This is a genomic window from Domibacillus antri (assembly GCF_001936625.1).
Taxonomy (GTDB): Bacteria; Bacillota; Bacilli; order Bacillales; family Domibacillaceae; genus Domibacillus; species Domibacillus antri.
Genome location: NZ_MSDU01000024.1, coordinates 20758 through 45511 on the forward strand (window position 1 = coordinate 20758; position 24754 = coordinate 45511).

The window sequence follows — 24754 nt, forward strand, 5'->3', positions numbered from 1 at the left end:
AATAAGCGATGTTCTGTTCTTTATCACAACGATTGGGATTTGTTACAAAGATGTAACAGCATGTTATCCCCAGAATATTCTCCGTCATGCATTTACATTTCTTCATTTCTATAGCCGGATTTTCTGATTTTGGGCCGGTTTTCTTGCACTTTTGGCCGGATTCCCCTTGAATTCGGCCTTTATGAAGCAGAATCCGGCTGTAGTATCAATAAATCGGCCTATACGACAGTCATTTCCCGGGTAATACGGAGCGTCTTTTTCAGGAGATAATATTAAATCGGATAATCGCGATACCCTTCCTGCACACTGATCCATTTCACTGTTGTGAATTTTTCAATCGCCCATTCCCCATTAAAACGTCCGACGCCGGATGCTTTTTCGCCCCCGAACGGTACATGTGCTTCATCGTTAACCGGCTGATCATTGATATGAATCATACCGGTTTCAATTTTTTTCGCCATTTCAACACCGAGGTGACGGTCTTCCGTAAAGATGGAGCCGCTCAAACCGTAATTAGAATCATTGGCCAAGTCGATCGCCTGCTCCACACTTTTTGCTTTCATAATCGGTGCAACCGGTCCGAAGATTTCATTTTTGACAATCGGCATACCCGCTGTCACATTGGTCAGAACGGTTGGATACATGAGCGCTCCATCTGTTTTCCCGTTTAATTGAATATGTGCTCCCTGTTCGACGCTTTCTTGTATTTCTTTTTGAATACGCTCAACCTGCTTTTGATTAATAAGCGGGCCCACAAACGTCTTTTGGCCGGCAGGATCTCCGACTTTAAGTTTCTCCACAATGTTCATAAACGCCTTCAAAAATTCATCATGCACGCTTTCATCCACAATGATTCGATTCAGCGCCATACAAATTTGACCCTGATGCAAAAACTTCCCGAACGCAGCTGCTTTTGCCGCCCGCTCGATATTTGCGTCTTTCAATACAATCATCACATTATTTCCGCCAAGCTCGAGAGCCACTTCTTTTAACTGTTTGCCTGCCAGTTCACCAATTCTGCGCCCTACCTCTGTTGATCCGGTAAAGGAAATAATCTTCGGAATAGGGTGTTCCACAAACATGTCTCCGATTTCAGAACCCCGTCCAACGACAACATTGACCAAACCATCAGGAAAACCTGCGTCTTGAAAAAGTTTGCCGATGAGAAGTCCGGATGTCACCGGCGTTTCGGATGCCGGTTTTATGACTGCGCTGTTCCCCGTTGCAAGAGCCGGTGCGAGTGAACGCAACGTTAAATGAAATGGGAAATTCCATGGACCGATCGCGCCGACAACGCCTTTTGGACTGCGGTACACTCGATTTTCTTTTCCAGGTATATAAGACGGTAAGAGGACACCCGCGATCCGTGTAAGGAAAGAAGCGGATTCTTTCACGACCGCAACGGCCGCTGCAAACTCACTATCCGCTTTCATACGCGTACTGCCCGCTTCTTTAATAAGCCAGTCAATGATCGTCTCCTTTTCCGCCTTCATTTTTTCTAAAAGCCGATCAAACAGTGCCTGTTTTTCATGAAGCGGGAGGGCCGCCCATTTTACCTGTGCTTCCTTCGCCGCTTCGTATGCTTCATCTAAATCCGATTGATCCGCTGATCGAATGGTAAATAATAGTTCATCATTATACGGATTTTTATTTTCTATTTCTTTTTCACTCGACCCTTTTTTCCACTGGCCGTTAATCAACTGATTGGTAAACTGCGTCATGTTTTTTTCCTCCTAACAAAATACACTCCTTTCTGGTTTTCCCTTTTTTCCGCTTTTTTAAAATAAAAAACCACCTCATTTAAAGAGATGGTTCATGATATCTTTCAGCGATTGATTCGCCAATTCCTTTTCCATTGCTGTTTGGGCACGATGAAATGTAACATCGAGTGTTGATTGTATATTTTGGCCGACCGGACAATTCGGGTTCGGTTTCTCATGCATGGCAAACAGCTCATCTTTTGGCTCCACTGCTTTAAAAATATCCAGCAATGAAATGTCAGCTGGATCTCTCGTTAATTCAGATCCCGTTATGCCGGCCCGCGACGTGATAAGCCCCGCTTTTCTCAACATACCGCTAATGCGCCGGATCACGACCGGGTTCGTATTCACACTTCCCGCCATGAGTTCTGAAGACAACGGCGCACCCGGACTTGATGCGACCAGTACCATTATATGAATCGCTACGGCGAGACGACTATTAATCATTTTTTCTCCACCACCATTTGTCATTATTTTAGTTACCACTTCAGTTTCTGTCAAATGGGCAAGCAGGAGAAAAGCGGGGTGATTGACTTAATGTACCCGCTGAGTGCCAAAATAAGGGGCGGACGGAGGATCATATTCACATAAAATCCGAATTTATAAATGAAAAAGGAGGATGTCTCGATGATTGTTTGAGACATCCTCTTTGTTTACTTTTTCACTTCAATCATGATCGCGTCACCCTGTCCGCTTCCGGAACAGATGGCGGCGATGCCGATTCCTCCGCCGCGCCGGCGAAGTTCGTATGCCAGTGTCAAAATGATGCGGGCACCGCTCGCGCCGATCGGGTGGCCCAGTGCAACGGCCCCGCCATTCACATTCACCTTTTCCGGATCAATCCCGGCAATCTTATTGCTGGCAAGCGCGACCGCCGCAAATGCTTCGTTTATTTCAAACAAGTCAATGTTCTCAACGGATTTGCCTGTTTTCTTTAATAGTTCATTAATGACAAGGCCTGGTGTTTGCGGAAATTTTTCTGCTTCAACGGCTATTTCTGCATGGCCGATCACTGTGGCTAAAACCTGCTTTCCTTCTTTTACCGCCCGCTCACCGCTCATTAAAACAAGGGCAGCGGCGCCATCATTGATCCCCGGTGCATTGCCTGCTGTGATGGTGCCTTCTTTACCGAATGCCGGCTGCAGCTTTTTAAGCGCGTCTATCGTGGTACTTTTACGCGGTGCTTCATCCGTATCGACGACAATCGGATCTCCTTTGCGCTGAGGCACTTCCACCGCCGTAATTTCTTCCGCCATTTTGCCGCTTTCGATGGCCGCAACCGCTCTCTCATGACTGCGAACCGCCCAATTGTCTTGTTCTTCGCGTGACAATTGAAGCTCCTCCGCCGTCGCATTTCCGTATGTTCCCATATGTAAACCGGTGAAACTGCATGAAAGTCCGTCATGAATCATTAAATCGATCATCGGTGTATCGCCCATGCGCGCACCCCATCGTGCTTTAAAAACAGCATATGGTACGTTCGACATCGATTCCATGCCGCCTGTCAAAATAATCTCTTCATCACCTGAGCGAATAATCTGATCCGCAAGTGTAACGCTTCGAAGACCGGACGCGCATACTTTATTGATCGTTTCGGTTTTAATATCCCACGGAATGCCGGCTTCCCGTGCGGCCTGACGCGACGGAATTTGTCCCTGTCCAGCCTGCAGCACGTTTCCGAAAATGACTTCATCCAATTCTTCCGGTCGCACATTCGCCCGTTTCAACGCTTCTTTCATCGCAATGCCGCCGAGCTGTGAAGCTGTTAATGACGCAAGCGATCCGCCAAATTTGCCGATCGGCGTACGTGCACCGTCTAAAATGACTGTTTTCACCATTATATCTCCCCCTCAAATTTCCTCCGGCAGAAAAGATCGCTTCTGCATTCTGCTGACGACAGTTCAATCATCCGCATCATCCTAAATTTATGAAACCGTTTTCTTTTTTGGGCATTTTAATTATAAACCATCTATCTTTATTTTTCTCTTACAGTCTTGTAAGTGAAATGCAAAAGAGAATGGGGATGCCGCAAACATTTGAGGTATCGCCTTCTTATTTTTCAGGGCCGGATTTTCAATGAATCCGGCCTTTCATCATTCTGTGAAAGAAGAGCCCTTTTCGTATTGCTCATACAACGCATCCAGCGCATCATCGATCACATCCTGCACTTCAGTGGCAAAATGGATAAAAATAAACTGCATGGCTTCCGCTTCTTCCAGGAACCGTTCTCCATCCGGTCCGAAGCTGCTGAAAAATGGGATGCTGAAATGCACATCTATTTCTTCGTTGGCATCTTCCCGCCCGAATCCTTTCACGACGAAATAAATGTCCAAATCACCAATGTGCTCATCTTCCCTATCCTTGAAGCTGATGGTGATACGATGTGTATGATTGTGATCCGCTTCAATTGCCGCTTTGGCCAGCTCGCCTGTTACAAATGGCTTTATCCCGCTTGCTGACAGCATATTCTATCCCTCCCGATTCCGTTTTTTTGTTTATTCTTCCCGCCCGATTAATTCCAGACTGAATTCACCGACTGCGTTCTCTTCATATAAATTCGTTACGGACGTGGAATAGGCATGAATCGTTGCGGGAAAATCGAGTTTTTTTTCCGGGACTTTCACATGGAAATCCATTTCATAAAGAAGCGTTGTAATATCGTGATACGCTTCACTTGTCACTTTAAATTGAAACCCGATTTTCGGTACAGCTTTACCCGTCTTTTCATCCAGTATCGTTTCTTCTTGAAAATCTGTTACTTCGATCGGCGTGTCATTTAAAATAACCGTTTTCACCATTGTTTCTTCAGCTCCATTCCTTTATTTGCTGTAGAGCCATTATAGCGCTATTTTGGGATACATCAATTATTTTGACTTACAAAAATAAGCCGGAGACCTTGTATGATCTCCGACTGTTTGTGCCGATTATGCAACCACGGCATTGTTTAAAAAATGGTCTAACGCTTCCTGAAAACCTGCTGTTCCGACACGTAAATAAAAGGCGTGGAACGATTCGTCTTCAAGACGGTTTTCTTTAAAATAGTTTGCGATGTGCGCGAGTGCCGGCGCAACAGAATCAGCGATCACTTTTCCTTTCAGCTTTTCATTAAACTGCGCACCCGGACCGAGAATACCGCCAACATACAATTCAAATGCTTCTTTCATACCGTCCGGTGTTTTGAGCAGCACGCCCTGAAGACCGATATCGGCAATTTGCTTTTGCCCGCATGCATTCGGGCAGCCGACGAAATGAATACGGATGTCTTCATCAAGCTTAACATGCTCATCCAAATATTGAGCCACTTTGCGCGCTCTCTCTTTCGTTTCTACAATCGCAAGGTTACAAAATTCGATGCCTGTGCATGAGACAGTCCGGCTCATAAAACGGGATGGATTTGGTGAAAATTTATTAAAAATCGCATGCTTCAATAATTCATCTACTTTTTCAGCAGGGACATTTGGAATAATGATGTTTTGAGAAATGGTTGTACGGATGGACCCGTTTCCATATTGGTCCGCCAGCTCCGCCAGTTCAAGAAAATCGTCTCCGCTCAGACGGCCAACCGGGACGTTTAAGCCGATATAGCGAAGGCTCTCTTGTTTTTGCGAGTGCACGCCGTCAAAATAAGCGGCCTGCCAGCCGGCCGTTTTATCTTCACCGCGTTCCGGCATTTTCCCGATTAACTTTTCAAGCTCTTCCTGGAATTTCTCCGCTCCCCAGTCATCGACAAGAAACTTCAGACGGGCACGGTGACGTTTCGCGCGGTATCCATGGTCGCGGAAAATCGTTGTCACGCCAATCGCCACTTTTAATACCTCTTCCGGGCGGACAAACATATTAAGCGGCTGCGCCAAATATGGTTTGGCAGAAAGTCCGCCGCCGACTTGAATATGGAAGCCAATAACTTCTTCACCATCAATTACTTTAACAGCCGGTGTAAACGCTAAATCTTGAATTTCTGCATGTGCGTTATTATACTTATTGCTCGAAATCGACATTTTGTACTTTCTTGGCAGATTTGAAAAATCACGATTCATGACGAAGAAGTCGTTCACTTCATTGACAAGTGCTGTCGTATCCATCAATTCATCAGGGTCGATACCTGCAAGCGGATTACCGACAATCGTCCGCGGGCAATCACCGCATGCTTCATATGAGTACAGCCCGACCGCCTCAAGACGATTGTAAATATCCGGAATATCTTCAATGCGCAGCCAGTGGAACTGAATCGCCTGGCGTGTCGTCACGTCCGCAAGATTACGTCCATAATCCTGTGCAATTTTACCAAGAGCGCGTGCCTGCTCAGATGTCATAATCCCCGATGGAATACGTATACGCATCATAAAGTAACCGTCATTCGGTCTTTGCTGGTACACACCCGCCCACTTAAACCGGTTAAATTCATCATCTGGAATCGATACATACCCTTCTTTTGAATACTTCTCAATAATGGTTCTGATCACGTCAAGACCATCTTTTTTCATTTTATCAAATTCCACTTTATGCAATTCTTTCGGATCCCGGTCCATCCATATTGCTTCATAAGCCACGTTGCTTTCCCCCTTAGTGCAAATATTCTTTCTATTAATACTAAAGGAAATAAACAAAAAGAAACCGGCCAATTACATAGTAAATTGACCGGCCACTTATACATTATCGTTTTTTTGACAAACAGCGAGCGCATCCGCAAATCGAGCAATTCCTTCACCGATAACGTCCGTTTCTTCTCTTCCGAATGTAAAGCGGACATAGCCTTTTTGCGAACCAAATACACTTCCCGGCAGAAACGAAACGCCGCGCTTCATGGATTCCTCCAGCAGCTGCTGCTCATTGACCGGATGTGTCAGCCTGCACCAGATGTGAATGCCGCCTTCTGGAATAAAATAGGCCGTATTATCTTTTAAATACCTCTGAAAACTCGTAACAATTTCATCGCGCCGTTCTTTTAATTCTTTGCGGATCATATGAATATGCTCGTCAAAGGATGAAGATTTTAAAAATTCATTCGCGGCCCATTGCGGAAAAATACTATGGCCGAAATCAACCTGCTGTTTCGCATCGGCGAGCCGTTCGATGACATTGGACGGACCGATCACCCAGCCAATCCGCAAACCGGAAGCCACAATTTTCGATAAAGAGCTGATATAAAGCACGTTCCCGTTCTCGTCCATCGACTTCAGCGTATCACTTACGTTTCCATTAAAAGACGTCAATGAATACGGATCATCTTCAATAATGGGAATACCGAATTCAGACGATATTTCTAAAATTCGTTTTCGGCGTGCCGGACTCATTTTCAGCCCCGTTGGATTTTGATAATCCGGATTTAAAAACAGCATCCGAATGCGGTGTTTTTTGTGCAGCGCAATAACATCATCCGGATTGATTCCATGCTGGTCGACCGGTAATAGCAGTGTATTCAGGCCCGCTGATTGAAAAACGGGCAGCGAATAACAATATGATGGATCTTCAATGGCAATGGAATCCCCCGGTTTCAGCAAACATTGAATAATTAAATGAAGCGCCTGCTGTGCACCGGATGTGATTAAAATCGACGACGGCGCAGCATGAATATTTTTATATTCCCTTACATGCTCGGCAATCGTTGTCCGGAGCGCGGCATTTCCCTGTGGATGATCGTATCCGAGATGATCAAGAAACGGAATAGTGGCCATAATCGTCTTAAATTGTTCCCGCGGCAAAAGCCCCGGCGCCAGTTCGCCGCTGGATAAATTAATGACGTGCCGTTTTTGATTTTCGGTACGGATGCGCTGCACGAGCGGCAAATTAGGCAAAAAGGAGCCGTCTTCCATGTAACGGCCCCAGTTCGGAATACGCTTATGCGAAATCCCCCAAATATCCGTGCTGATGCGGGTGCCGCTTCCCTTTTTCCGCTCAACTATGCCGAGCGACTGCAGTTCTTCATACGCAGCTACAACTGTGCTTCGGTTCACACCGAGCTCTTTCGCCAGAAGCCGTTCCGATGGCAGTACACTTTCCGGCGAAAAAAGGCCCGTTGAAATCCCCTCTTCAATATACTCCGCAATTTGTTTGTACACCGCTTTTTTGGCGGCCCGATCCGGTCTCCATTCCATTATGTCACCTTCCCGCTTAAATAACGGACACAATATACCATATGACACCAACTGCCAGGACAACAAATAAAATAATGTAAATAACCGTTAAGTTAATGGTGTTCCGCTTCGTGGATTCTCCGTATTTTACATCTTCGCTTTTCGTGACCATGAAGGTCCCAACAAGCGCAAGAACAAGAACAACAATGACCAGCGCCATCGCAATTTTCATCCTGTCTCCTCCTTTTTCACAAAAAATAGCTAATGATTAACGGAAGTATAAAACTGGCGGCAAGTCCGGTTATAATCATCGTTACCGAACCGATGGCCGCTGCTTCCTTTTCATTTTTCACCAGCTGGCTTACGCCGACAATATGCGAAGCGAAGCGCAGCCCATTCCGATCCCTCTGCCGACCGGGCTTTTCACACGAAGCCCGTTTAAAACAAATGGCCTGAATACCCCCCATGGTACACTGGCAATCACAACAAAGGCAGCTGTCACCGGTGGGATACCGCCGATTTCTTCCGATAAAGCAAGGGCAATCGGCATCGTTGTCAGCTGCGGCATCACTGACAAAATAATCGATTCATTCAGCCCAATCCATTTTCCGGCAAGTACAGCGAGCACAAATGTCACCAAAATCCCGCTTCCAGCGCCTATTATGATAGAAGAAACGTTTCTCATAAAAAGCTGGCGCTGGTTATAGAGCGGAACGGCAAGCGCCACAATGGCCGCATTTAACAGCAGTGACAGCCATTCCGCACCACCCTAGGCATAGTCAATGTGCGATGTACCGGACAATAAAAACAAGCAAATGAGAAAGACCGTTGTCGTCAAGACAGGAATAGTAACAGGCGATGAAACCCTTTCATTTAATTTTACCGCCAGTGTTAACAGCGTGCTCCCTATAATGAGCAGGACCAGTCCCATTCCTTCTTCTTTAAAAAAAGGACCATAGTTGATAATTCCAGTCGTTGCTGGTATTAAAAACAGCGGCATAAACGCAATCAGCTTGACCGCGCCCATCTCCACCCACTTTGCCGGAACAACACCGGACATGAGCAAGCCAAACAGGATCAGCATACCTGCCAAACTGCCTGGTATTGATAAATGAAGCCAGACGGCTAGCTGATTTCCGATTGCACTAATAACATATATAACGCCCGCCTGGAGCGCTGTCACCATCCACTTCACTGCTGTCCCCCCATCCTTTTATCATAGAAAAGATCTCAAAAAAAGGACCATCCAATTTCACTGGATTTTACTCATCCAATTTAAAAAGCCTTTCCTTCATCATAGCAGGAAAGGCTTCTTGAAATATTACAAATTTCCGAACTGTGCCTCGTGCAGACGGCGGTAATGTCCATTTCGCTCTAACAGCTCATCATGACTTCCCTGCTCTTCAATACCGGACGGCGTTACCACAATAATCCGATCCGCATGTTTAATAGTGGCAAGCCTGTGCGCAATAACAAGAGTCGTGCGGCCGATTGCAAGTTCCGCCAACGCCTGCTGAATCGCCAGCTCCGTCTCCGTATCAAGGGAGGATGTCGCTTCATCTAAAATTAAAATGGGGGGATTCTTTAAGAAAATACGCGCAATCGCCAGCCGCTGCTTTTGCCCGCCGGACAGCTTCACGCCCCGTTCCCCAATGACCGTGTCAAGCCCTTCAGGCAAGGACAAGACGAATTCCTCTAAACGCGAGCGCTTCAAAGCATCCATAATGGCTTTATCAGAGGCACCAAGATCCCCGTATAAAATGTTTTCCCGAATCGAACCGGAGAATAAAAATACATCCTGCTGTACAATGCCAATCTGACGGCGAAGTGAGGCGAGCGTCATTTTTTTCGTATTTAATCCATCGATGGAGATAAATCCTTCCTGTGCATCGTAAAACCGGGGCAACAAGCGGCACATCGTCGTTTTCCCCGCACCCGATGGACCGACAAAGGCAACCGTCTCTCCCGCTTTAATCGACAGGCTGATGTCCTTTAAAACCGGTGTTTTTCCTTCATAGCCGAATGTTACATTATAATAACGAATATTGCCATTTACCATACCCACCTCAATCGCATCCGGTGAATCTGCCACATCCGGTTCCGTTTCAAGCAGTTCCACATATCGTTTAAAACCGGCAATGCCTTTCGGATAGCTTTCAATAATCGCATTTATTTTTTCAATCGGGCGGAAGAAAATGTTCGACAGCAGAATAAAGGCGATAAATTCGCCGTATGTAAGCTCATCGTTCATCACGAAATAGGTGCCGCAAATAAGAACAAAAAGTGTCACCACGCGCATCAGCATATAACTGATCGACATATTTAACGCCATAATTTTATACGATACGAGTTTCGTCAAACGAAAACGATTGTTATTTTCTTCAAACTGTGCTTTTTCATGCTTTTCATTCGCAAATGCCTGAACGACGCGAATGCCTCCCATGCTGTCTTCAATACGGGCATTAAAATCGGCAATATCACCGAATAACTGGTGAAAAGCGCCGGTCATTTTTTTATTAAAGTACACAGCGAGCCATAAAATGATTGGAATAATAATAAATGTCAGCACCGCCAGCTTCCAGTTAATATAAGCCATCATGGCAAACGCGCCGGTCAGTGTCATGACGGCAATAAATAAATCTTCCGGACCGTGATGCGCCATTTCACCGATTTCCATTAAATCGCTCGTCATCCGCGAAATCAAATGACCGGTTTTCGTATTGTCAAAGAATCGAAATGACAGCTTTTGAACGTGGGTAAACAGCTTTCGCCGCATGTCCGTTTCTATGTTAATGCCAAGCATGTGTCCCCAGTATGTCACAACATATTGCAGACCTGCATTAAACATGTAAATGAGCAGCAGCCCGATGCAGGCGGCCAAGATCAAATTCCAATCCCCGGACGGCAGCAGTTTATCGATAAACTGATTGACGACAAACGGAAAAGCGAGCTCAAGCAGCCCTGCCAGCACGGCACAGAAAAAATCCACGAAAAATAGCTTTTTATAAGGACGATAGTAAGAAAAAAAACGTTTCAGCAACATCTCACTCCTTTTCAAATTTTAATGCGTTTCCTGTTCAGCATAAAAAGAATGCGATTGATAATCAATTTCAACAAAAAACGTAGCACATCCATTTACAGATTGTCTATACCTTTTTGACAATAAAACAGGCATCATCTCTTATAAACGAGATGATGCCTGTTTTGCAGATAGGTTTTTCATAAATGTTCGCTATTATCAAGATCTTCTGTTATTTAGACATGAATCCTTTCAGCGCAAAAGACACATTTTGCGGCCTTTCTGCCAGGCGGCGCATAAAATAGCCAAACCAATCATCGCCAAACGGAACGTAAACGCGCACGTTGCAGCCTTCACGGACAAGGCTTAATTGTACATCCGTGCGGAACCCATATAATAGTTGAAATTCAAACTGATCAAAAGGAATCGAATGCTCTTTGACCAGCTCTTTGACCCGCGCGATGATATGATGATCATGTGTGGCAATCGCCGTGTAGCTCCCGCTCAGCAAATGTTCTTTAATAATGACCAAAAAGTTGTCATCCACATCCCGTTTATCTTGATATGCTACTTTGGCGGATTCTTTATACGCCCCTTTCACAAGACGAAGAGGGATTCCTTTCAACGATTTCACATCTTGCCCGGCACGATGCAAATACGCTTGAATGACGGTGCCGACATTGTTATAGCCATATACGTCCCGCAGCTCCTTTAAAATATCAAGTGTCAGCTGATAATGAGCGTAATCTTCCATGTCAATTTGTACAAAGTTGCCGTGCCATTTAGCCGCTTCTAAAATCCGGCGCATATTTTCCACGCAAAAGGCGCGGTCCACATCGAGGCCGATCTGTGTCAATTTTACGGACAATTGGCTGTCTACACCCGCCTCCGCCATCGCTTCAAGCGTTTTTACATTATATTCCGCCGCCTGAGCCGCTTCTTCTTTACTCGAAACAAATTCGCCAAGATGATCAAGCGTGCAGGCAATCCCTTGCTGATTCAGTTCTCTTACTATTTTGACCGCACTTTCAATGTTTACACCGGCCACCACCTGGGAAGCGCCAAATTTCAGCCCCCACTTTTTCGCCGCATGATTTAATAATCCGTTCCGGGAGGCATAAAGAAACACATTTTTTGAAATGGAAGCCATCATCATGATCTCCCCCTCCGCTTTTATATTCCTTTAATTCCCCCTCTTCTATAATGTGATGCTTCCGACATGCGTTCTGTAACAACATTTTTTCAGCTACATGCTGATTCTTGCGTTTACGGAGTAAAGACCCGGTTAATTTTTTCAATTCCCCAGTCCAGTTCTTCTTTCGAAATAATAAGCGGCGGTGTAAAACGAATCATGGTCCCATGTGTTTCTTTACATAAAAGGCCTCCCTGCTTTAATTTTTCACAATATGGGCGGGCAGTCTCTGTTAATTCAACACCGATAAAGAGCCCGCGGCCGCGCACTTCTTTAATGGAGGGATGAGTGATTTTCATTAATTCCTCTTTAAAGTATTGTCCCAGCTCGAATGAACGAGCCGCCAGCCCCTCTTTTTCAATGACGTTAACCGAAGCCATGGATACAGCGCAGGCAAGAGGACTGCCGCCAAAGGTCGAACCATGCGAACCGGCGTTAAAGACACCTAAAATCGTTCGATTCGCGGCAACACATGAAATCGGGATCACGCCGCCGCCGAGCGCTTTTCCAAGAATGAACATATCCGGGTCCACTTCTTCCCATTCACAGGCGAACATTTTTCCAGTCCGCCCTAACCCTGTTTGAATTTCATCCGCAATGAATAATACGTTATTCTCTTTGCAAAGCGCGGCCGCTTCTTTTAAAAAGCCATCCGGGGGCAAAACAATGCCCGCTTCTCCTTGAATCGGTTCGGTAATAAATGCGGCTGTATTTGGGGTAATCGTTTCTTTTAACGCCTGAATATCACCGAATGGAATCAGCTTAATGCCCTGCAGCATCGGGCCAAATCCCCGCTTGTATTCCGCTTCCGATGAAAGAGAAACGGCTGTCATTGTCCGGCCGTGAAAATTGCCGCTGCACGCAATGATCTCCGCCTGATCTCTTGGAACTCCTTTTACTTCGTACGCCCAGCGGCGGGCTGCTTTCACCGCGGTTTCAACCGCTTCGGCGCCCGTATTCATCGGCAGCACCGTTTCTTTGTTCGTTAATGTACACATTTTTTCGCACCATGGTCCGAGCTGGTCATTATAAAAAGCGCGTGACGTTAAAGTGACCCGATCTGCCTGCTGTTTTAATGCCTGAATAATTTTGGGATGACGATGACCTTGGCTGACTGCCGAATATGCACTCAGCATATCCATATATCGATTGCCTTCCGGATCTTCCACCCACACTCCCTGTGCTTCTGAAATAACGATCGGCAGCGGCTCATAGTTGCGGGCGCCAAATATTTCGGTCTGTTGAATCATTTTGTCCGTTTCGGTCATGGAGAATGTCATCGCAATTCCTCCCCGGAAAATAGTGAATGAATGGTTTTAAAACGCTTCTGACGTTGTTTTTCCCTGCAAATGCAAAAGGAGATAATCCGGGCTCCCCGCTTTCGAATCGGTTCCCGACATATTAAAACCGCCAAATGGCTGGTAGCCGACAATCGCTCCCGTACATCCTCTATTAACGTATAAATTGCCGACATGAAATTCTTTTCGGGCCCGTTCAATGTGATCACGATTGTTAGAGATCAAAGCTCCTGTTAATCCGTACTCCGTATTATTCGCAACAGCCAGCATATGATCAAAATCATCCGCCCTGCAAAAAGCAACGACTGGTCCAAATATTTCTTCCTGCATGATCCGGGCATTTTCGTTCACATCTGCGAAAATAGCCGGCTGAATGAAAAAGCCCGCTTTTTCACTCCCTTCTCCCCCCGTTACGAGACGTCCTTCTTGTTTGCCGATTTCGATGTAACTCATAATTTTGTTGTACGCTTTTTCATCAATGACCGGTCCCATATACGTATCCGGATCTTCCGGATTGCCCATTGTCAGCGTATTCGTTAAAGCGGCCGCTTTTTCAAGCACGGTATCGTATACATCTTTATGAACAACCGCGCGGGAGCAAGCCGAGCATTTTTGGCCGGAAAATCCGAATGCAGAGTATACAATAGAAGAAGCCGCCAAATCCAAATCAGCCTCTTTATCAACCAGAATGGTATCTTTCCCGCCCATTTCGGCCATAACGCGCTTCAGCCAAATTTGCCCCGGATTTACTTTTGCCGCACGTTCATAAATGCGGCAGCCGACCTCGCGTGATCCCGTAAACGAGACAAAACGGGTTTTCGGATGATCGACAAGATAATCCCCGATTTCAGTCCCGCTGCCGGGTATATAATTCAAAACACCCGCAGGCAGACCGGCTTCTTCCATCACTTCCACAAACTTCGCGGCAACGACCGGCGTTGATTCGGCCGGCTTTAGCAGCACGGTATTTCCGGTCACGATGGCCGCAGCGGCAGTTCCCGCCATAATAGCAAGAGGGAAGTTGAATGGAGAAATCACAATACCGACTCCAAGCGGAATATAGTGAAACGTATTATGTTCGCCTGGACGGCTGTTTACGGGCGCACCGTCTTTCAATTCAAGCATTTGCCGGCCATAATATTCAAGAAAATCAATCACTTCAGCTGTATCTCCGTCGGCTTCTTTCCAAGGTTTACCTGCTTCCGTAACGAGCCAGCTTGAAAACTCATGTTTCCGCCGCCGAATGATCGCAGCGGCACGGAATAAAAGATTGGCCCGGTACCCCTCATCCGTCATTTTCCATGTTTCAAATGCCTGCAGTGCGGACTGCATCGCTTTTTCCGCCAATGCTTGATCCGCCAGGGAGACAGTGCCGATCAACTCTTCTTTTTTAGCAGGATTCGTCGATGCTGCTTTTGAATGTGAAATGATCTTTTCACCGCCAATCACTAATGGATACTCTTTTCCTAATTGTGTATTCACGTACGCCAGCGCTTCTTTAAATTCACTCTTATTTTTTTCGATCGTAAAATCGGTAAATGGTTCATGCTTATACTCAACAACCATTTGATCTCCCTCCTCATTCAGGTTATCTATCATTAATGATGAATGACGGACACTTTTTTACAATCATATGAGTTGAGATGCAAAAACATTTTGAGCATCTGAAAAATAATGGCTTTATTTTCATATTCATTTGCTTTATATTGTTTGAAAACGCATTCATTTAAAAGAAGCCAGTAATATGAGCGGGAAGAAAAAAAACACGCAGCGAATTAAATATAGATAGATTTTTAAGAAATGGTGTTCAATGAAAGCGGGAACCGGGTTTTGTTCGGTTAGTGAAGACAGCGTTAATAAAGAAAGATAGAGGAACGGTTCATCGGACAATAAAACATTTGTTTGTATTATAGCATGAACGGGGTAATTTGAACAGCCAAAAGAGTCTTCTTCTCTACGCCGATAAGACAGAATGATAACGATGCAGGGGGAATGAAAGGATGAAGAGAAAAAGTGTATCCATCATTGGTGTACCAATGGATTTAGGGCAGACAAGACGAGGCGTGGATATGGGGCCGAGCGCCATACGTTATGCCGGCGTAAAAGAATGTCTTGTAAAGCTTGGGTATTCTGTTTATGACGAAGGGAATATAAAAGTCGAAATTCAGGAACGGACCATTCTTGATCAAAAAACGAGTCTGAAAAATTTAACTGCGGTCGCGGAAGGAAATGAGCGTCTCGCCCACAAAGTAGAAGAAGTGATCAGCCAGAGAAGATTTCCGCTTGTACTAGGCGGTGATCACAGCATCGCCATCGGTACGCTTGCCGGAGTGGCAAAGCATAGTCAAAACCTTGGAGTCATTTGGTATGACGCACATGGTGACTTAAATACAGCCGAAACATCCCCATCCGGAAATATACACGGTATGCCGCTTGCGGTCAGCCTTGGAATAGGCCATCCCGCACTCACAAACATTGGCGGCTACGCACCAAAGATTAAGCCTGAAAACATCGTCATTATCGGAGCGCGTGACCTCGATACTGGTGAACGGAAACTGATTAAAGAAAAAGGCATTAAAGTATATACAATGCATGAAATCGACCGGATCGGCATGACTAATGTGATGAAAGAAACGATTGACTATTTAAAAGAACGGACGGAACACGTTCATTTATCTCTCGACATGGATGGACTCGATCCAACCGAAGCACCGGGCGTCGGTACACCTGTCGCCGGCGGAATCAGTTATCGTGAAAGCCACCTCGCTATGGAAATGCTCGAGGAATCAAAACTCATTACCTCTGCCGAATTTGTTGAAGTGAATCCCATTCTTGATGAAAAAAATAAAACCGGTGCCGCGGCTGTCGCGTTAATCAGTTCATTATTCGGTGAAAAATTGCTTTAATTCATTTGAGTGCTCCAAAAAAATAAATTGCGCCGGTTGTAACAACACACATTGTCCAGGCGGGGCTGTCTCAAAAATTCATCGGGACAGCCCCGCCTTTTTTCATCCATTGATCGTAAAGAGTCAATCTATTGGTTGAATTTAGCCGGGATAAAATGTTACCATTGATTACGAAATTCGATATTGATATCCGATATAAGGAGGTGCTTATTTGGAAGATAAGGTGCTGCGGAAATTATTTCTCGGATTTATTCATATTCACATTTTACATCATGCAAAAGAACATCCCATTTTTGGCGCATGGATGCTCGAGGAATTACGGGAACATGGCTATGTGATCAGCCCGGGCACTCTGTATCCAATCCTTCACACAATGGAAGAAGATGGACTGCTTACGCGTGAAGACCGGAATGTGGACGGGAAAATCCGCAAATATTATACGACAACGAAAAAAGGAAATGACATTTTAATCGAAGCGCGCAAAAAAGCGTATGAACTATTTAAGGAAATTAAAGAATAAGGGGACGATTATGCAAAAAATCAGTTTTAAAACGTTAATGGAGATTTTGCTTGTATCCACCAAGCTTGGCTTAACATCATTTGGAGGACCTGTTGCCCATTTAGGCTATTTTCATGAAGAATATGTACGCAGACGGAAATGGATGGATGAAAAAAGCTATGCAGATTTAGTGGCACTCTGTCAGTTTTTGCCGGGACCGGCCAGCAGTCAGGTCGGCATGGGCATCGGGATCATGCGCGGCGGCGTGATCGGCGGTATTCTCGCTTTTATCGGATTTACGATGCCATCCGTCATTGCACTGATCCTTTTTGCACTCGTGCTCCATGGCCTCGATATCGGAGACGCCGGCTGGATTCATGGATTGAAAATTGTCGCTGTAGCCGTTGTCGCCCATGCGATTCTTGGAATGGCACAAAAATTGACGCCTGATTTACAGCGAAAAGCGATTGCGCTTGCCGCCCTTACCATTACATTGCTCTGGCAGACCGCATTTACACAAGTCGGGGTCATTATTTTAGCTGGTGTGATCGGGTTTCTTCTGTACAAAGAATATGCGGCGGATACGTCTGATTCATTTTCTTTTCCTTTATCACGCCGATTTGGGGCCATTTGTCTCGCGCTCTTTTTCGGGTTGCTTGCTGCACTGCCGATTTTACGTGAAGTGACTTCATTGAATTGGGTTGCGATGTTCGACAGCTTTTACCGCGGCGGCGCACTCGTTTTTGGCGGCGGCCACGTTGTCCTTCCACTGCTGGAGCGGGAATTTGTGCCGACCGGCTGGCTGAATGCGGAACAATTTCTGGCCGGATACGGAGCCGCTCAGGCTGTGCCGGGACCGCTCTTTACATTTGCGGCTTACATCGGTGCCGTCATTAACGGCTGGCAGGGCGGTCTACTGGCGACATTTGCGGTTTTCTTACCTGCCTTCCTGCTCATTCTCGGTGCCCTTCCATTCTGGGATATGCTTCGTCACAATCCGAAAATTCAAGGTGCGCTTATGGGTGTGAATGCAGCCGTTGTCGGCATTTTAATCGCCGCGTTTTACACACCAATCTGGACAAGCTCGATTTTGGCACCAATCGATTTTGCGTTTGCGGCGATTTTGTTCAGTATGCTTGTGTATTGGAAGCTGTCACCATGGGTTGTGGTACTGACCGGTGCTATTGGCGGCGCACTGCTTTCATCGATCTTGTAAATGAAAGCGGGCTGTTTCACAAAAAATGGCCTGCTTCTTTCTCATTTTTCAAACCGTTCTATTTTCATTCCCTGTGAGTAAGACCGTTAAATAAAAATTCTTTTGGATGTCTGGACAATGACCTCTTTCAAATCTTCGGGTAATTCCGCATTTAAATAGAGGTAAATTGGTGTCGGCGGCAGCGATTTACTGAGAGGAACTTTTTTTAACTTTCCACTCTTTAACTCCTCCTGTACAATGATTTCCTGTAAAAATGCGATGCCTAACCCTTTCCGCACCATCATTTTCAACCAGCCGACATTGTTAATCTCGACTTCTTTGTATTCTTTTAATTGGTTTTTATCAAGAAAGCTTTCTATGCTTTTCGTTGTGATAAATTCCCGGTTATAAATGATGATCCGCTCATTTTCTAAATCAGATGGCGACACTTTATTAAATTTAGCGAGAGAATGATCAGGCGCGCAAACAAGGATATTTTGTTCATCGGCAATTTTAGTCACGGAAAGATTGGAATGTGTCTCATCCGAATGAACATAAGCAAATCCTATATCCATTTTCCCCGCGCGTATGTCATCCGTGATCTGTTCAGCCGTTCTGATTTCTAAAGGAAATTCAAAGCCTGGAAAGCGGTCATATAAGATTTTTAAAATCTCCGGCATGATTTCGACGCCCATATGGTTCATGCAGGATATTTTTATCTTTTTCGGCATTAACGGCGGTTCTTGAAGGATATTCTGGGCTTTTTCAATAAACTGAAATGCTTCATGAAAGTATGGGTACACTTTCAAACCGGCGGATGTCAGGGTCGTTTTCTTTCCATTTTCTCTTTCAAATAGCGTACAGTTTAATCCTCTTTCAAGCTGTTGAATCCGGACACTGATCGTCGGCTGGCTAATAAAGAGCGCTGCTGCCGCCGCTGAAAAACTCCCTTTTTCAACCACCATTAAAAATGCTTCAATATTTTTCAGTTCCATTCGTCCGACTCCTATGCTTTATTTAAAAATTTACCACCTATTAACAATATTAATACACATTATATAAATAATCAATTTGAGTTTTCGGTTTGTTAATAATAATCTTAACTATAAGAGTAAATAATTTAAACTTTCTAAAAAATTTAAGGGAGAAAGGATTTGAAAAAAAGACTTTATATTTATTTCATGTCATTTGTAAGCGTTATCACTTTGTGAGCCTGAAGTCAAACATCCGGTCAACAACAAGAAGAAACTCCTGGAACATTTACGTTTAAAGTAACGACTATTGTTCAGACAAGCCATGTATGGGCAAAGACAGCTGAAAAGGTCAATGATGAGCTGCAAGCACGTTCCAATGGACGAATGACCTTAGACATTTATCCAGTCAGTCAGGGAAAAGATATGCTGCAGCAATTAGAGTCTGACGCTTGATGATTTCTGCTTTATTACGAATGCTTACATGTCGACGAGAGCACCATATCTTAACGCCCGGTTTTTGCCGTTCCTATTTAATGACACGGAAGAAGTCATTGCCATGAGAGAATCTGAAACAGCAAGAGAAATGCTTGATAAAATACGCGAACAAAGAGTCCTCGGAATGGATTATTTATTTACAGGAAACCATTCACAACTTTCACCGGAAGATCAGAAAGTTGTGAATGAAGCCATGAAGGCAGCCGTTGACTGGGCTCTAAAGGAAGCGATTACAGATGATAATAGGGATTTATCTAAACTCGAAGAAGAAGGACTAAATGCCCATCATGTAGAAAATATTGAAGTATTCAAAAATGAAGTTAAGGGAACTTATGAAAAATATTCAGAACAGGACCCATTAACCGCAGAGTTTGTTAAAGAAGTACACAAAAATCAAGGGGGGAATGGGATTTATCAGCCGCTTAAGCGATCTTATCATTAAGATCGAGAAATTTTCAGTCATCCTTTTAGATATAGGGATCCAACATGTTACAATCTACAGAAGTTGAATGTAAACGCTTTAAAAATATCACTAAGGGGTTTTGAAAATGAAAAAATTAGTCATGTTATCCTTGTTGATTTTATCCTTAATATTAGGAGGTTGTTCACAAACTCAAACGGCCTCCTCCGAAAATAATGAAGGACAAGCTAATAGTGATTTTCCTAAAAAGCCGATACAATTAATCGTCCCTTATGCCTCAGGCTCTTCTACAGAAATGATTGCCCGTGTACTTGCAAAGGGAGCTGAAAAATACATTCCTAATGGACAATCTGTTGTAGTTGTAAATAAACCAGGTGGTGCCGCTACAATTGGAGCAACAGAAGTACACGGAGCAAAACCAGATGGCTATACACTCGGCATGTTAACAGTGTCTCAGCTCTCACTTCAGCCACTTTTTGGGAAAACAGTATTTACTCATGATAGTTTTCAACCTATCTTAAAAGCGACTGTTGTCCCTCAATTTTTGACTGTAAAATCGGATGCTCCATGGAAAACATTTGAAGAGTGGCTTGAGTATGTTAAAAAGAACCCAAATAAGTTTACCTACGCAACAGTGGGTGCTGGCAGTACTGTGCATATTAGTATGGAAGCTCTAAACGCAGCTGCAAACATAAAAACGAAGGCCGTTCATTTTGAAAGCGGCGGCGAGACCGTTACAGCTGTGTTAGGTGGACATACGCAAGGGGCTAGTTTACTACCTCAAACAGCAAAAGAATATGTTAAATCCGGTGATTTTCGTATATTAGCAAATTTAGGGAGTTACAAACCTGAAGGCCATGAGGATATCCCCTTGTTAAAAGAAAAAGGTTTAGATGCAGAAGTGGATGTATTTACTGGTGTTGTTGCTCCTAAAGGTCTGCCAAAAGATATTCAAAAAGTTATACATGATGCTTTTAAACAAGCATTAGAAGATCCTGAGGTACAAAAACAACTAAAGGAAATTGATGTTGATCCTAAATATGCAGGACCAGAAGAATTTCAAAAAGAGATCACAGAGAGTTATAACGAATATGGGGAAATTTTGAAAAATATCGGTTTGATTCAATAACATAGTCCATGCTAGGCATAGATAAAACTATGCCTAGCTCATACTTTGAAAAAGGGAGTGATTTCATATGAAAAAATGGAAGGCAGAAGTTTGGTTTGGACTAGTTTTTTTGATTTTTTCTTTAACTTTTTTCATCCAATCACTTACGTTGTCTTATTCAGGAGCAGATGGATTGGGACCAGGATTCTTCCCGCTTTGGCTATCCGGAATTTTAATTTTCCTTTCTTTGTGCTATATCTATAACACTTTTAAGTCGGAAGAATCTCAAAGTGAACCGATGCCGAGAGGTACAGAATTGAAAAATATCGTATTTGTTTTAGCTAGTTTGTTAATTTATCTTGGTGTAGTTCCACTTTTAGGATTTGTTTTGTCCAGCACTATTTTCTTGTTTGCTTTGCTCTATCGATATTATCGATGGCATCTCAACATCGGAATTTCTGTTGGGGCCTCACTTTTTTTATTTTGGATTTTCGCTAAGGTTTTAAGTGTCACATTACCTGTAAATGAATTTGGCTGGTAAGGAGGAGCTGTCATGGAATCACTATCTTTGCTATTACATGGATTTGAAAGCGCACTTTCCTTAACGAATGTAATCTACTGCGTTATTGGTGTATCTATTGGAATGCTTGTAGGAATATTACCTGGTTTAGGCCCTGTGTCAGGAACCGCTTTGCTGATACCAGTCACGTTTGGACTGGAACCCGTAACAGCTATCATTATGCTGTCAGGTATTTATTATGGTTCTATGTACGGAGGAACCATTACATCCGTTTTGATTAATACTCCCGGAGAATCCGCATCGGTTATCACCTGTATTGATGGACATCAGTTAGCCAAACAAGGCCGTGCAGGTACGGCCCTTGGCGTGGCTGCGATTGGTTCTTTTGTAGGCGGTATAGTGGCTGTCCTTGGATTAACATTTTTAGGTCCTCTTTTAGCCCAGTTTGGTACCAGATTTGGTCCTCCAGAGTATTTCACACTCATGTTGCTTGGTTTGCTTATGTTAGTTGGATTAATGGGAAAATCCTTGATTCGAGGTTTAATTGCTGCAATATTCGGACTCACTTTATCACTAATTGGAATGGATCCCGCATCGGGAGCGATACGTTTTACCTTTGGCCAGCCAGAATTACTTGGAGGAATTGATTTTACGGTCCTAGCAATCGGACTTTTCGGGATTTCTGAGATTTTATCAAATGCTGGAAACCCAACAAAAATGGAAAAACCCGCAAAAATACAAGGACTTCTACCGAAGCGAGAAGAGTTGTTGCCCACTTCAATGTCAATTGGCAGAGGAACGGTTTTAGGCTTTCTTATTGGTCTCATTCCCGGGTCCAATGCTGCTATTTCGTCTCTGATGTCTTATTCGCTAGAAAAAAAGCGGGCTAAGGATCCTTCGCGTTTCGGTAATGGGGCAATAGAAGGAGTGGCTGGACCAGAAACAGCAAATAACGCTCATAGTGGTGCTTCCCTCATTCCACTATTCACTCTAGGGCTTCCAAGCTCCCCTACGATTGCAGTCATTTTGGGAGCGTTTATCGTACATGGTCTAACACCTGGCCCCGCTCTTTTTACGAGTAACCCTGATTTTATCTGGGCCATTATTGCAAGTATGTTTATTGGAAACCTTGTCCTTCTCATCTTTAACTTGCCCCTAGCAGGTGTGTGGGCAAAAGTCGCATTAATTCCTTATCAATTGCTCTTTCCGATTTTATTATTAGTTTGTTGTGTAGGCACATATACTATTAATAATAGTTTGTGGGATGTTGGTATAATGGTTCTATTTGGAATAATAGGATATTTTATGAAAAAATTTGACTTTCCAATTGCAGCAACGGTTTTGACTTTCGTATTAGGGGCTCAACTTGAGACTTCCTTGATCCAATCTCTTGCAATCTCTCAAAATGGTATACTCACTCTATTCTTAAGACCGATCTCCGGGACTTTAAGTGTTTTGTGTATCCTTATCTTAATCTTGAGTATTTTTAGTGCGATGAAGAAAAAAAGATCGTACTTAGTAAGTGACGTTGAAGTGTAAAAGAAATTCTTAAATATTTTTTTGGACACGGAAAATAGAATAGAAATAAAAAGCGGGGGTGTCTCATAAGCCCCCGCTTTTTTTGTTTAGAGGGGCTTATGAGACACCCCCAGTTGTTTAACAATGTCTACTTGGAGGTATCTTATCATCATTTTTCATTTTGAATCATAGCTTGAGCTGTTGCTATACGTGCCATCGGAACCCGGTTGGGTAAACAGATTCCGTAATTCAAGCCTTCTCTATAAAAGTATTCAATAGAGCTTTTTTCTCCTCAAATACCTGTTTTTAAAGCTGGTTTCGTTTGTCTACCAAGCTTACTCCCATTTTTTTGATCAATTTTCGCAGCCTACTTGGTCTAGAGCCACAAAGGGATTATCCGTCAGGACGTTTTCATCCTACTCCGAAGACTTTGGATCTGTAATTTACAGTTTCGTTTCGTTACCTCACCGATCAAGTGCTCCTTACTTGTAGGCAATAATCAAATCCACATCACGCACTAACAAATACCTTTAAATGGTATTAGGACTATTTTTTTGTTGGTGCAAGTAATAATACAATACATAAATCAAGAGCATAAAAACAGCACATATGACATAGATGAAGCTATAATTTGTATGTGACGAAATAACACCAAGCACAAACGACCCTACCGCCACACCTAAATCAAAAAACAGGTAAAATGTAGATGTCGCTAAGCCTCTCCGATAGTTGTCAACGGATTGCACCGTAAGTGTTTGGAAAGAAGGGTGCAGGGCACCATATCCAAGTCCTACGAGCGCCCCTGCGCTCAAAAAAAACAATGGGGTATGTGCTTGACTTAAAGTCATCATTCCAATGATATAAATAAGGACGAATGGGTAAACGACCATGTTAGTGCCTTTGCGATCATACAGCTTTCCTACAAAAAGTCGAGATAGTATGATGAAGACTGCAAAGATAACAAAGAAATAACCAGCTAAAGGTTCCATGCCTATTTGCCTCGCATAAATCGGTATAAAGGTAGCAGTTCCTGCGTAAACAAAAGCAAGAATAAAAGTCATTAAACCATAAGGAACAGCTTTGATCTCGATAAAGTTTCTCCAACTCAATGGTTCCACACTCTTCGCTTTTTCTTTTTTTTCAAAAACCCCCACTAAGCTTCCAAAAAGAAAAGTAAGGAAAGCAAAAATAGCACAAACAATAAACAATACCTCATAGCTATAGTGTCCAATAATGGCAAGCCCAGTAAAGGGGCCCAGAACCATTGCTAAACTCATAAACATCCCAAAGTATCCCAGTGCTTCTCCTTTACGTTTATCTGGAGAAACATCGATCGCAATAGTTGCCATTGTCGTAGACAGTGTTCCAAAGGACATCCCATGAAATAGTCGAATTAGAAGTAAAAGTAAAATACTCTTAACTCCAAGATAAACAAAACAAATACCTACAAATAAGATTAATGATACCTGCAGAACCCTTTTTCTTCCGATTTCATCCAGCCACTTCCCTGTCAATGGTCTTAATAGAATGGCACCGAGTGCATGTAAAGTTATGACAAGACCTGCTTGAAGACTAGTTCCTTGTAAAGAATCCAAAACAAACATAGGGAGGGTAGAGAGCATAGTATAGAAGGTCATAAACTGAAAAAAACTACTAATCGAAACTAATATAAAGTCCTTGTTCCATATGCTTTGATCCTGCATCTTTTATCCCTCGATTTCGTCCGGAAAGATAGTAAATAAAAGTTTATTGTTCTATCACGCGTGTTGATTAAC

At 43.8% G+C, this 24754-nt stretch carries 24 protein-coding genes; 7 read left to right on the top strand and 17 right to left on the bottom strand.

Features of this window, described 5'->3' with window-relative positions:
• Positions 1–272 precede the first annotated feature (272 nt).
• From BTO30_RS11405 to pruA, 15 genes are all read right to left on the bottom strand, one after another.
• Complete coding sequence (locus BTO30_RS11405) at positions 273–1721, bottom strand: aldehyde dehydrogenase family protein (protein WP_075398857.1); 1449 nt, start codon at positions 1719–1721, stop codon at positions 273–275.
• Between the two features lie 75 nt (positions 1722–1796).
• On the bottom strand, positions 1797–2207 hold the full coding sequence (locus BTO30_RS11410; RefSeq protein ID WP_075398880.1) for an Rrf2 family transcriptional regulator: 411 nt from the start codon (positions 2205–2207) through the stop codon (positions 1797–1799).
• A gap of 206 nt (positions 2208–2413) precedes the next feature.
• The gene (locus BTO30_RS11415) at positions 2414–3598 is read right to left on the bottom strand and encodes an acetyl-CoA C-acetyltransferase (RefSeq protein ID WP_075398858.1); all 1185 of its coding nucleotides are present in this window, start codon (positions 3596–3598) and stop codon (positions 2414–2416) included.
• A 255-nt stretch (positions 3599–3853) separates the two neighbouring features.
• The gene (locus tag BTO30_RS11420) at positions 3854–4225 is read right to left on the bottom strand and encodes a hypothetical protein (RefSeq protein WP_075398859.1); all 372 of its coding nucleotides are present in this window, start codon (positions 4223–4225) and stop codon (positions 3854–3856) included.
• A 30-nt stretch (positions 4226–4255) separates the two neighbouring features.
• Positions 4256–4558 carry a DUF3219 family protein gene (locus tag BTO30_RS11425; protein WP_075398860.1) on the bottom strand — a complete coding sequence of 101 codons (303 nt, stop codon included), beginning with the start codon at positions 4556–4558 and terminating at the stop codon, positions 4256–4258.
• 126 nt (positions 4559–4684) lie between these two features.
• A complete protein-coding gene (locus BTO30_RS11430; protein ID WP_075398861.1) occupies positions 4685–6310 on the bottom strand; it encodes a nitrite/sulfite reductase in 1626 nt (541 codons plus the stop codon).
• A 96-nt stretch (positions 6311–6406) separates the two neighbouring features.
• Positions 6407–7855 carry a MocR-like pyridoxine biosynthesis transcription factor PdxR gene (gene pdxR / locus BTO30_RS11435; protein WP_075398862.1) on the bottom strand — a complete coding sequence of 483 codons (1449 nt, stop codon included), beginning with the start codon at positions 7853–7855 and terminating at the stop codon, positions 6407–6409.
• 16 nt (positions 7856–7871) lie between these two features.
• Entirely contained in the window at positions 7872–8066 is a 195-nt protein-coding gene (locus tag BTO30_RS11440) for a hypothetical protein (protein ID WP_075398863.1), read from the bottom strand.
• Positions 8067–8082: 16 nt separating this feature from the next.
• Entirely contained in the window at positions 8083–8301 is a 219-nt protein-coding gene (locus BTO30_RS18030) for an LrgB family protein (RefSeq protein ID WP_075398864.1), read from the bottom strand.
• Complete coding sequence (locus BTO30_RS11450; protein ID WP_083632388.1) at positions 8196–8588, bottom strand: LrgB family protein; 393 nt, start codon at positions 8586–8588, stop codon at positions 8196–8198. Before BTO30_RS11450 ends, BTO30_RS18030 begins: the two co-directional genes overlap by 106 nt.
• Positions 8589–8603: 15 nt before the next feature.
• On the bottom strand, positions 8604–9020 hold the full coding sequence (locus tag BTO30_RS11455; protein WP_425429461.1) for a CidA/LrgA family protein: 417 nt from the start codon (positions 9018–9020) through the stop codon (positions 8604–8606).
• A 135-nt stretch (positions 9021–9155) separates the two neighbouring features.
• Positions 9156–10874, bottom strand: a complete 1719-nt coding sequence (locus tag BTO30_RS11460) for an ABC transporter ATP-binding protein (protein WP_075398881.1) — start codon at positions 10872–10874, stop codon at positions 9156–9158.
• A gap of 211 nt (positions 10875–11085) precedes the next feature.
• Positions 11086–12006 (bottom strand): proline dehydrogenase family protein, encoded by a 921-nt coding sequence (locus tag BTO30_RS11465; protein ID WP_075398867.1) that lies wholly within the window; start codon positions 12004–12006, stop codon positions 11086–11088.
• A gap of 113 nt (positions 12007–12119) precedes the next feature.
• Positions 12120–13313 (bottom strand): ornithine--oxo-acid transaminase, encoded by a 1194-nt coding sequence (locus BTO30_RS11470; protein WP_143331953.1) that lies wholly within the window; start codon positions 13311–13313, stop codon positions 12120–12122.
• Positions 13314–13361: 48 nt separating this feature from the next.
• Positions 13362–14909, bottom strand: a complete 1548-nt coding sequence (pruA, locus tag BTO30_RS11475; RefSeq protein ID WP_075398869.1) for an L-glutamate gamma-semialdehyde dehydrogenase — start codon at positions 14907–14909, stop codon at positions 13362–13364.
• Positions 14910–15343: 434 nt separating this feature from the next.
• On the opposite strand from pruA, the gene rocF reads away from it, so the two are divergent.
• The 3 genes from rocF to BTO30_RS11490 all read left to right on the top strand — a co-directional run bounded on the left by rocF (position 15344) and on the right by BTO30_RS11490 (position 17964).
• On the top strand, positions 15344–16249 hold the full coding sequence (gene rocF / locus BTO30_RS11480) for an arginase (protein ID WP_075398870.1): 906 nt from the start codon (positions 15344–15346) through the stop codon (positions 16247–16249).
• A 211-nt stretch (positions 16250–16460) separates the two neighbouring features.
• Entirely contained in the window at positions 16461–16769 is a 309-nt protein-coding gene (locus BTO30_RS11485) for a PadR family transcriptional regulator (RefSeq protein ID WP_075398871.1), read from the top strand.
• 10 nt (positions 16770–16779) lie between these two features.
• Positions 16780–17964 (top strand): chromate transporter, encoded by a 1185-nt coding sequence (locus BTO30_RS11490; protein ID WP_075398872.1) that lies wholly within the window; start codon positions 16780–16782, stop codon positions 17962–17964.
• Between the two features lie 86 nt (positions 17965–18050).
• On the opposite strand, the gene BTO30_RS11495 is transcribed toward BTO30_RS11490, so the two are convergent.
• A complete protein-coding gene (locus BTO30_RS11495) occupies positions 18051–18938 on the bottom strand; it encodes a LysR family transcriptional regulator (protein ID WP_075398873.1) in 888 nt (295 codons plus the stop codon).
• Between the two features lie 535 nt (positions 18939–19473).
• Here BTO30_RS11495 and BTO30_RS11500 point away from each other — a divergent pair.
• From BTO30_RS11500 to BTO30_RS11515, 4 genes are all read left to right on the top strand, one after another.
• Entirely contained in the window at positions 19474–19854 is a 381-nt protein-coding gene (locus tag BTO30_RS11500; protein WP_075398874.1) for a type 2 periplasmic-binding domain-containing protein, read from the top strand.
• A gap of 106 nt (positions 19855–19960) precedes the next feature.
• On the top strand, positions 19961–20962 hold the full coding sequence (locus BTO30_RS11505) for a tripartite tricarboxylate transporter substrate binding protein (protein WP_075398875.1): 1002 nt from the start codon (positions 19961–19963) through the stop codon (positions 20960–20962).
• A gap of 67 nt (positions 20963–21029) precedes the next feature.
• The gene (locus tag BTO30_RS11510) at positions 21030–21482 is read left to right on the top strand and encodes a tripartite tricarboxylate transporter TctB family protein (RefSeq protein ID WP_075398876.1); all 453 of its coding nucleotides are present in this window, start codon (positions 21030–21032) and stop codon (positions 21480–21482) included.
• 12 nt (positions 21483–21494) lie between these two features.
• Positions 21495–23000, top strand: a complete 1506-nt coding sequence (locus BTO30_RS11515; protein WP_075398877.1) for a tripartite tricarboxylate transporter permease — start codon at positions 21495–21497, stop codon at positions 22998–23000.
• A gap of 509 nt (positions 23001–23509) precedes the next feature.
• Here BTO30_RS11515 and BTO30_RS11520 read toward each other — a convergent pair.
• The gene (locus BTO30_RS11520; protein WP_075398878.1) at positions 23510–24682 is read right to left on the bottom strand and encodes an MFS transporter; all 1173 of its coding nucleotides are present in this window, start codon (positions 24680–24682) and stop codon (positions 23510–23512) included.
• Positions 24683–24754 lie beyond the last annotated feature (72 nt).

Coding starts and splice junctions, on each gene's coding strand:
- BTO30_RS11405 (WP_075398857.1), bottom strand. CDS start 1,721: ATGACGCAGTTTACCAATCAGTTGATTAACGGCCAGTGGAAAAAAGGG.
- BTO30_RS11410 (WP_075398880.1), bottom strand. CDS start 2,207: ATGATTAATAGTCGTCTCGCCGTAGCGATTCATATAATGGTACTGGTC.
- BTO30_RS11415 (WP_075398858.1), bottom strand. CDS start 3,598: ATGGTGAAAACAGTCATTTTAGACGGTGCACGTACGCCGATCGGCAAA.
- BTO30_RS11420 (WP_075398859.1), bottom strand. CDS start 4,225: ATGCTGTCAGCAAGCGGGATAAAGCCATTTGTAACAGGCGAGCTGGCC.
- BTO30_RS11425 (WP_075398860.1), bottom strand. CDS start 4,558: ATGGTGAAAACGGTTATTTTAAATGACACGCCGATCGAAGTAACAGAT.
- pdxR (WP_075398862.1), bottom strand. CDS start 7,855: ATGGAATGGAGACCGGATCGGGCCGCCAAAAAAGCGGTGTACAAACAA.
- BTO30_RS11440 (WP_075398863.1), bottom strand. CDS start 8,066: ATGAAAATTGCGATGGCGCTGGTCATTGTTGTTCTTGTTCTTGCGCTT.
- BTO30_RS18030 (WP_075398864.1), bottom strand. CDS start 8,301: ATGGGGGGTATTCAGGCCATTTGTTTTAAACGGGCTTCGTGTGAAAAG.
- BTO30_RS11455 (WP_425429461.1), bottom strand. CDS start 9,020: ATGGTGACAGCGCTCCAGGCGGGCGTTATATATGTTATTAGTGCAATC.
- BTO30_RS11465 (WP_075398867.1), bottom strand. CDS start 12,006: ATGATGGCTTCCATTTCAAAAAATGTGTTTCTTTATGCCTCCCGGAAC.
- BTO30_RS11470 (WP_143331953.1), bottom strand. CDS start 13,313: ATGACCGAAACGGACAAAATGATTCAACAGACCGAAATATTTGGCGCC.
- pruA (WP_075398869.1), bottom strand. CDS start 14,909: ATGGTTGTTGAGTATAAGCATGAACCATTTACCGATTTTACGATCGAA.
- rocF (WP_075398870.1), top strand. CDS start 15,344: ATGAAGAGAAAAAGTGTATCCATCATTGGTGTACCAATGGATTTAGGG.
- BTO30_RS11490 (WP_075398872.1), top strand. CDS start 16,780: ATGCAAAAAATCAGTTTTAAAACGTTAATGGAGATTTTGCTTGTATCC.
- BTO30_RS11495 (WP_075398873.1), bottom strand. CDS start 18,938: ATGGAACTGAAAAATATTGAAGCATTTTTAATGGTGGTTGAAAAAGGG.
- BTO30_RS11500 (WP_075398874.1), top strand. CDS start 19,474: ATGAGAGAATCTGAAACAGCAAGAGAAATGCTTGATAAAATACGCGAA.
- BTO30_RS11505 (WP_075398875.1), top strand. CDS start 19,961: ATGAAAAAATTAGTCATGTTATCCTTGTTGATTTTATCCTTAATATTA.
- BTO30_RS11510 (WP_075398876.1), top strand. CDS start 21,030: ATGAAAAAATGGAAGGCAGAAGTTTGGTTTGGACTAGTTTTTTTGATT.
- BTO30_RS11515 (WP_075398877.1), top strand. CDS start 21,495: ATGGAATCACTATCTTTGCTATTACATGGATTTGAAAGCGCACTTTCC.
- BTO30_RS11520 (WP_075398878.1), bottom strand. CDS start 24,682: ATGCAGGATCAAAGCATATGGAACAAGGACTTTATATTAGTTTCGATT.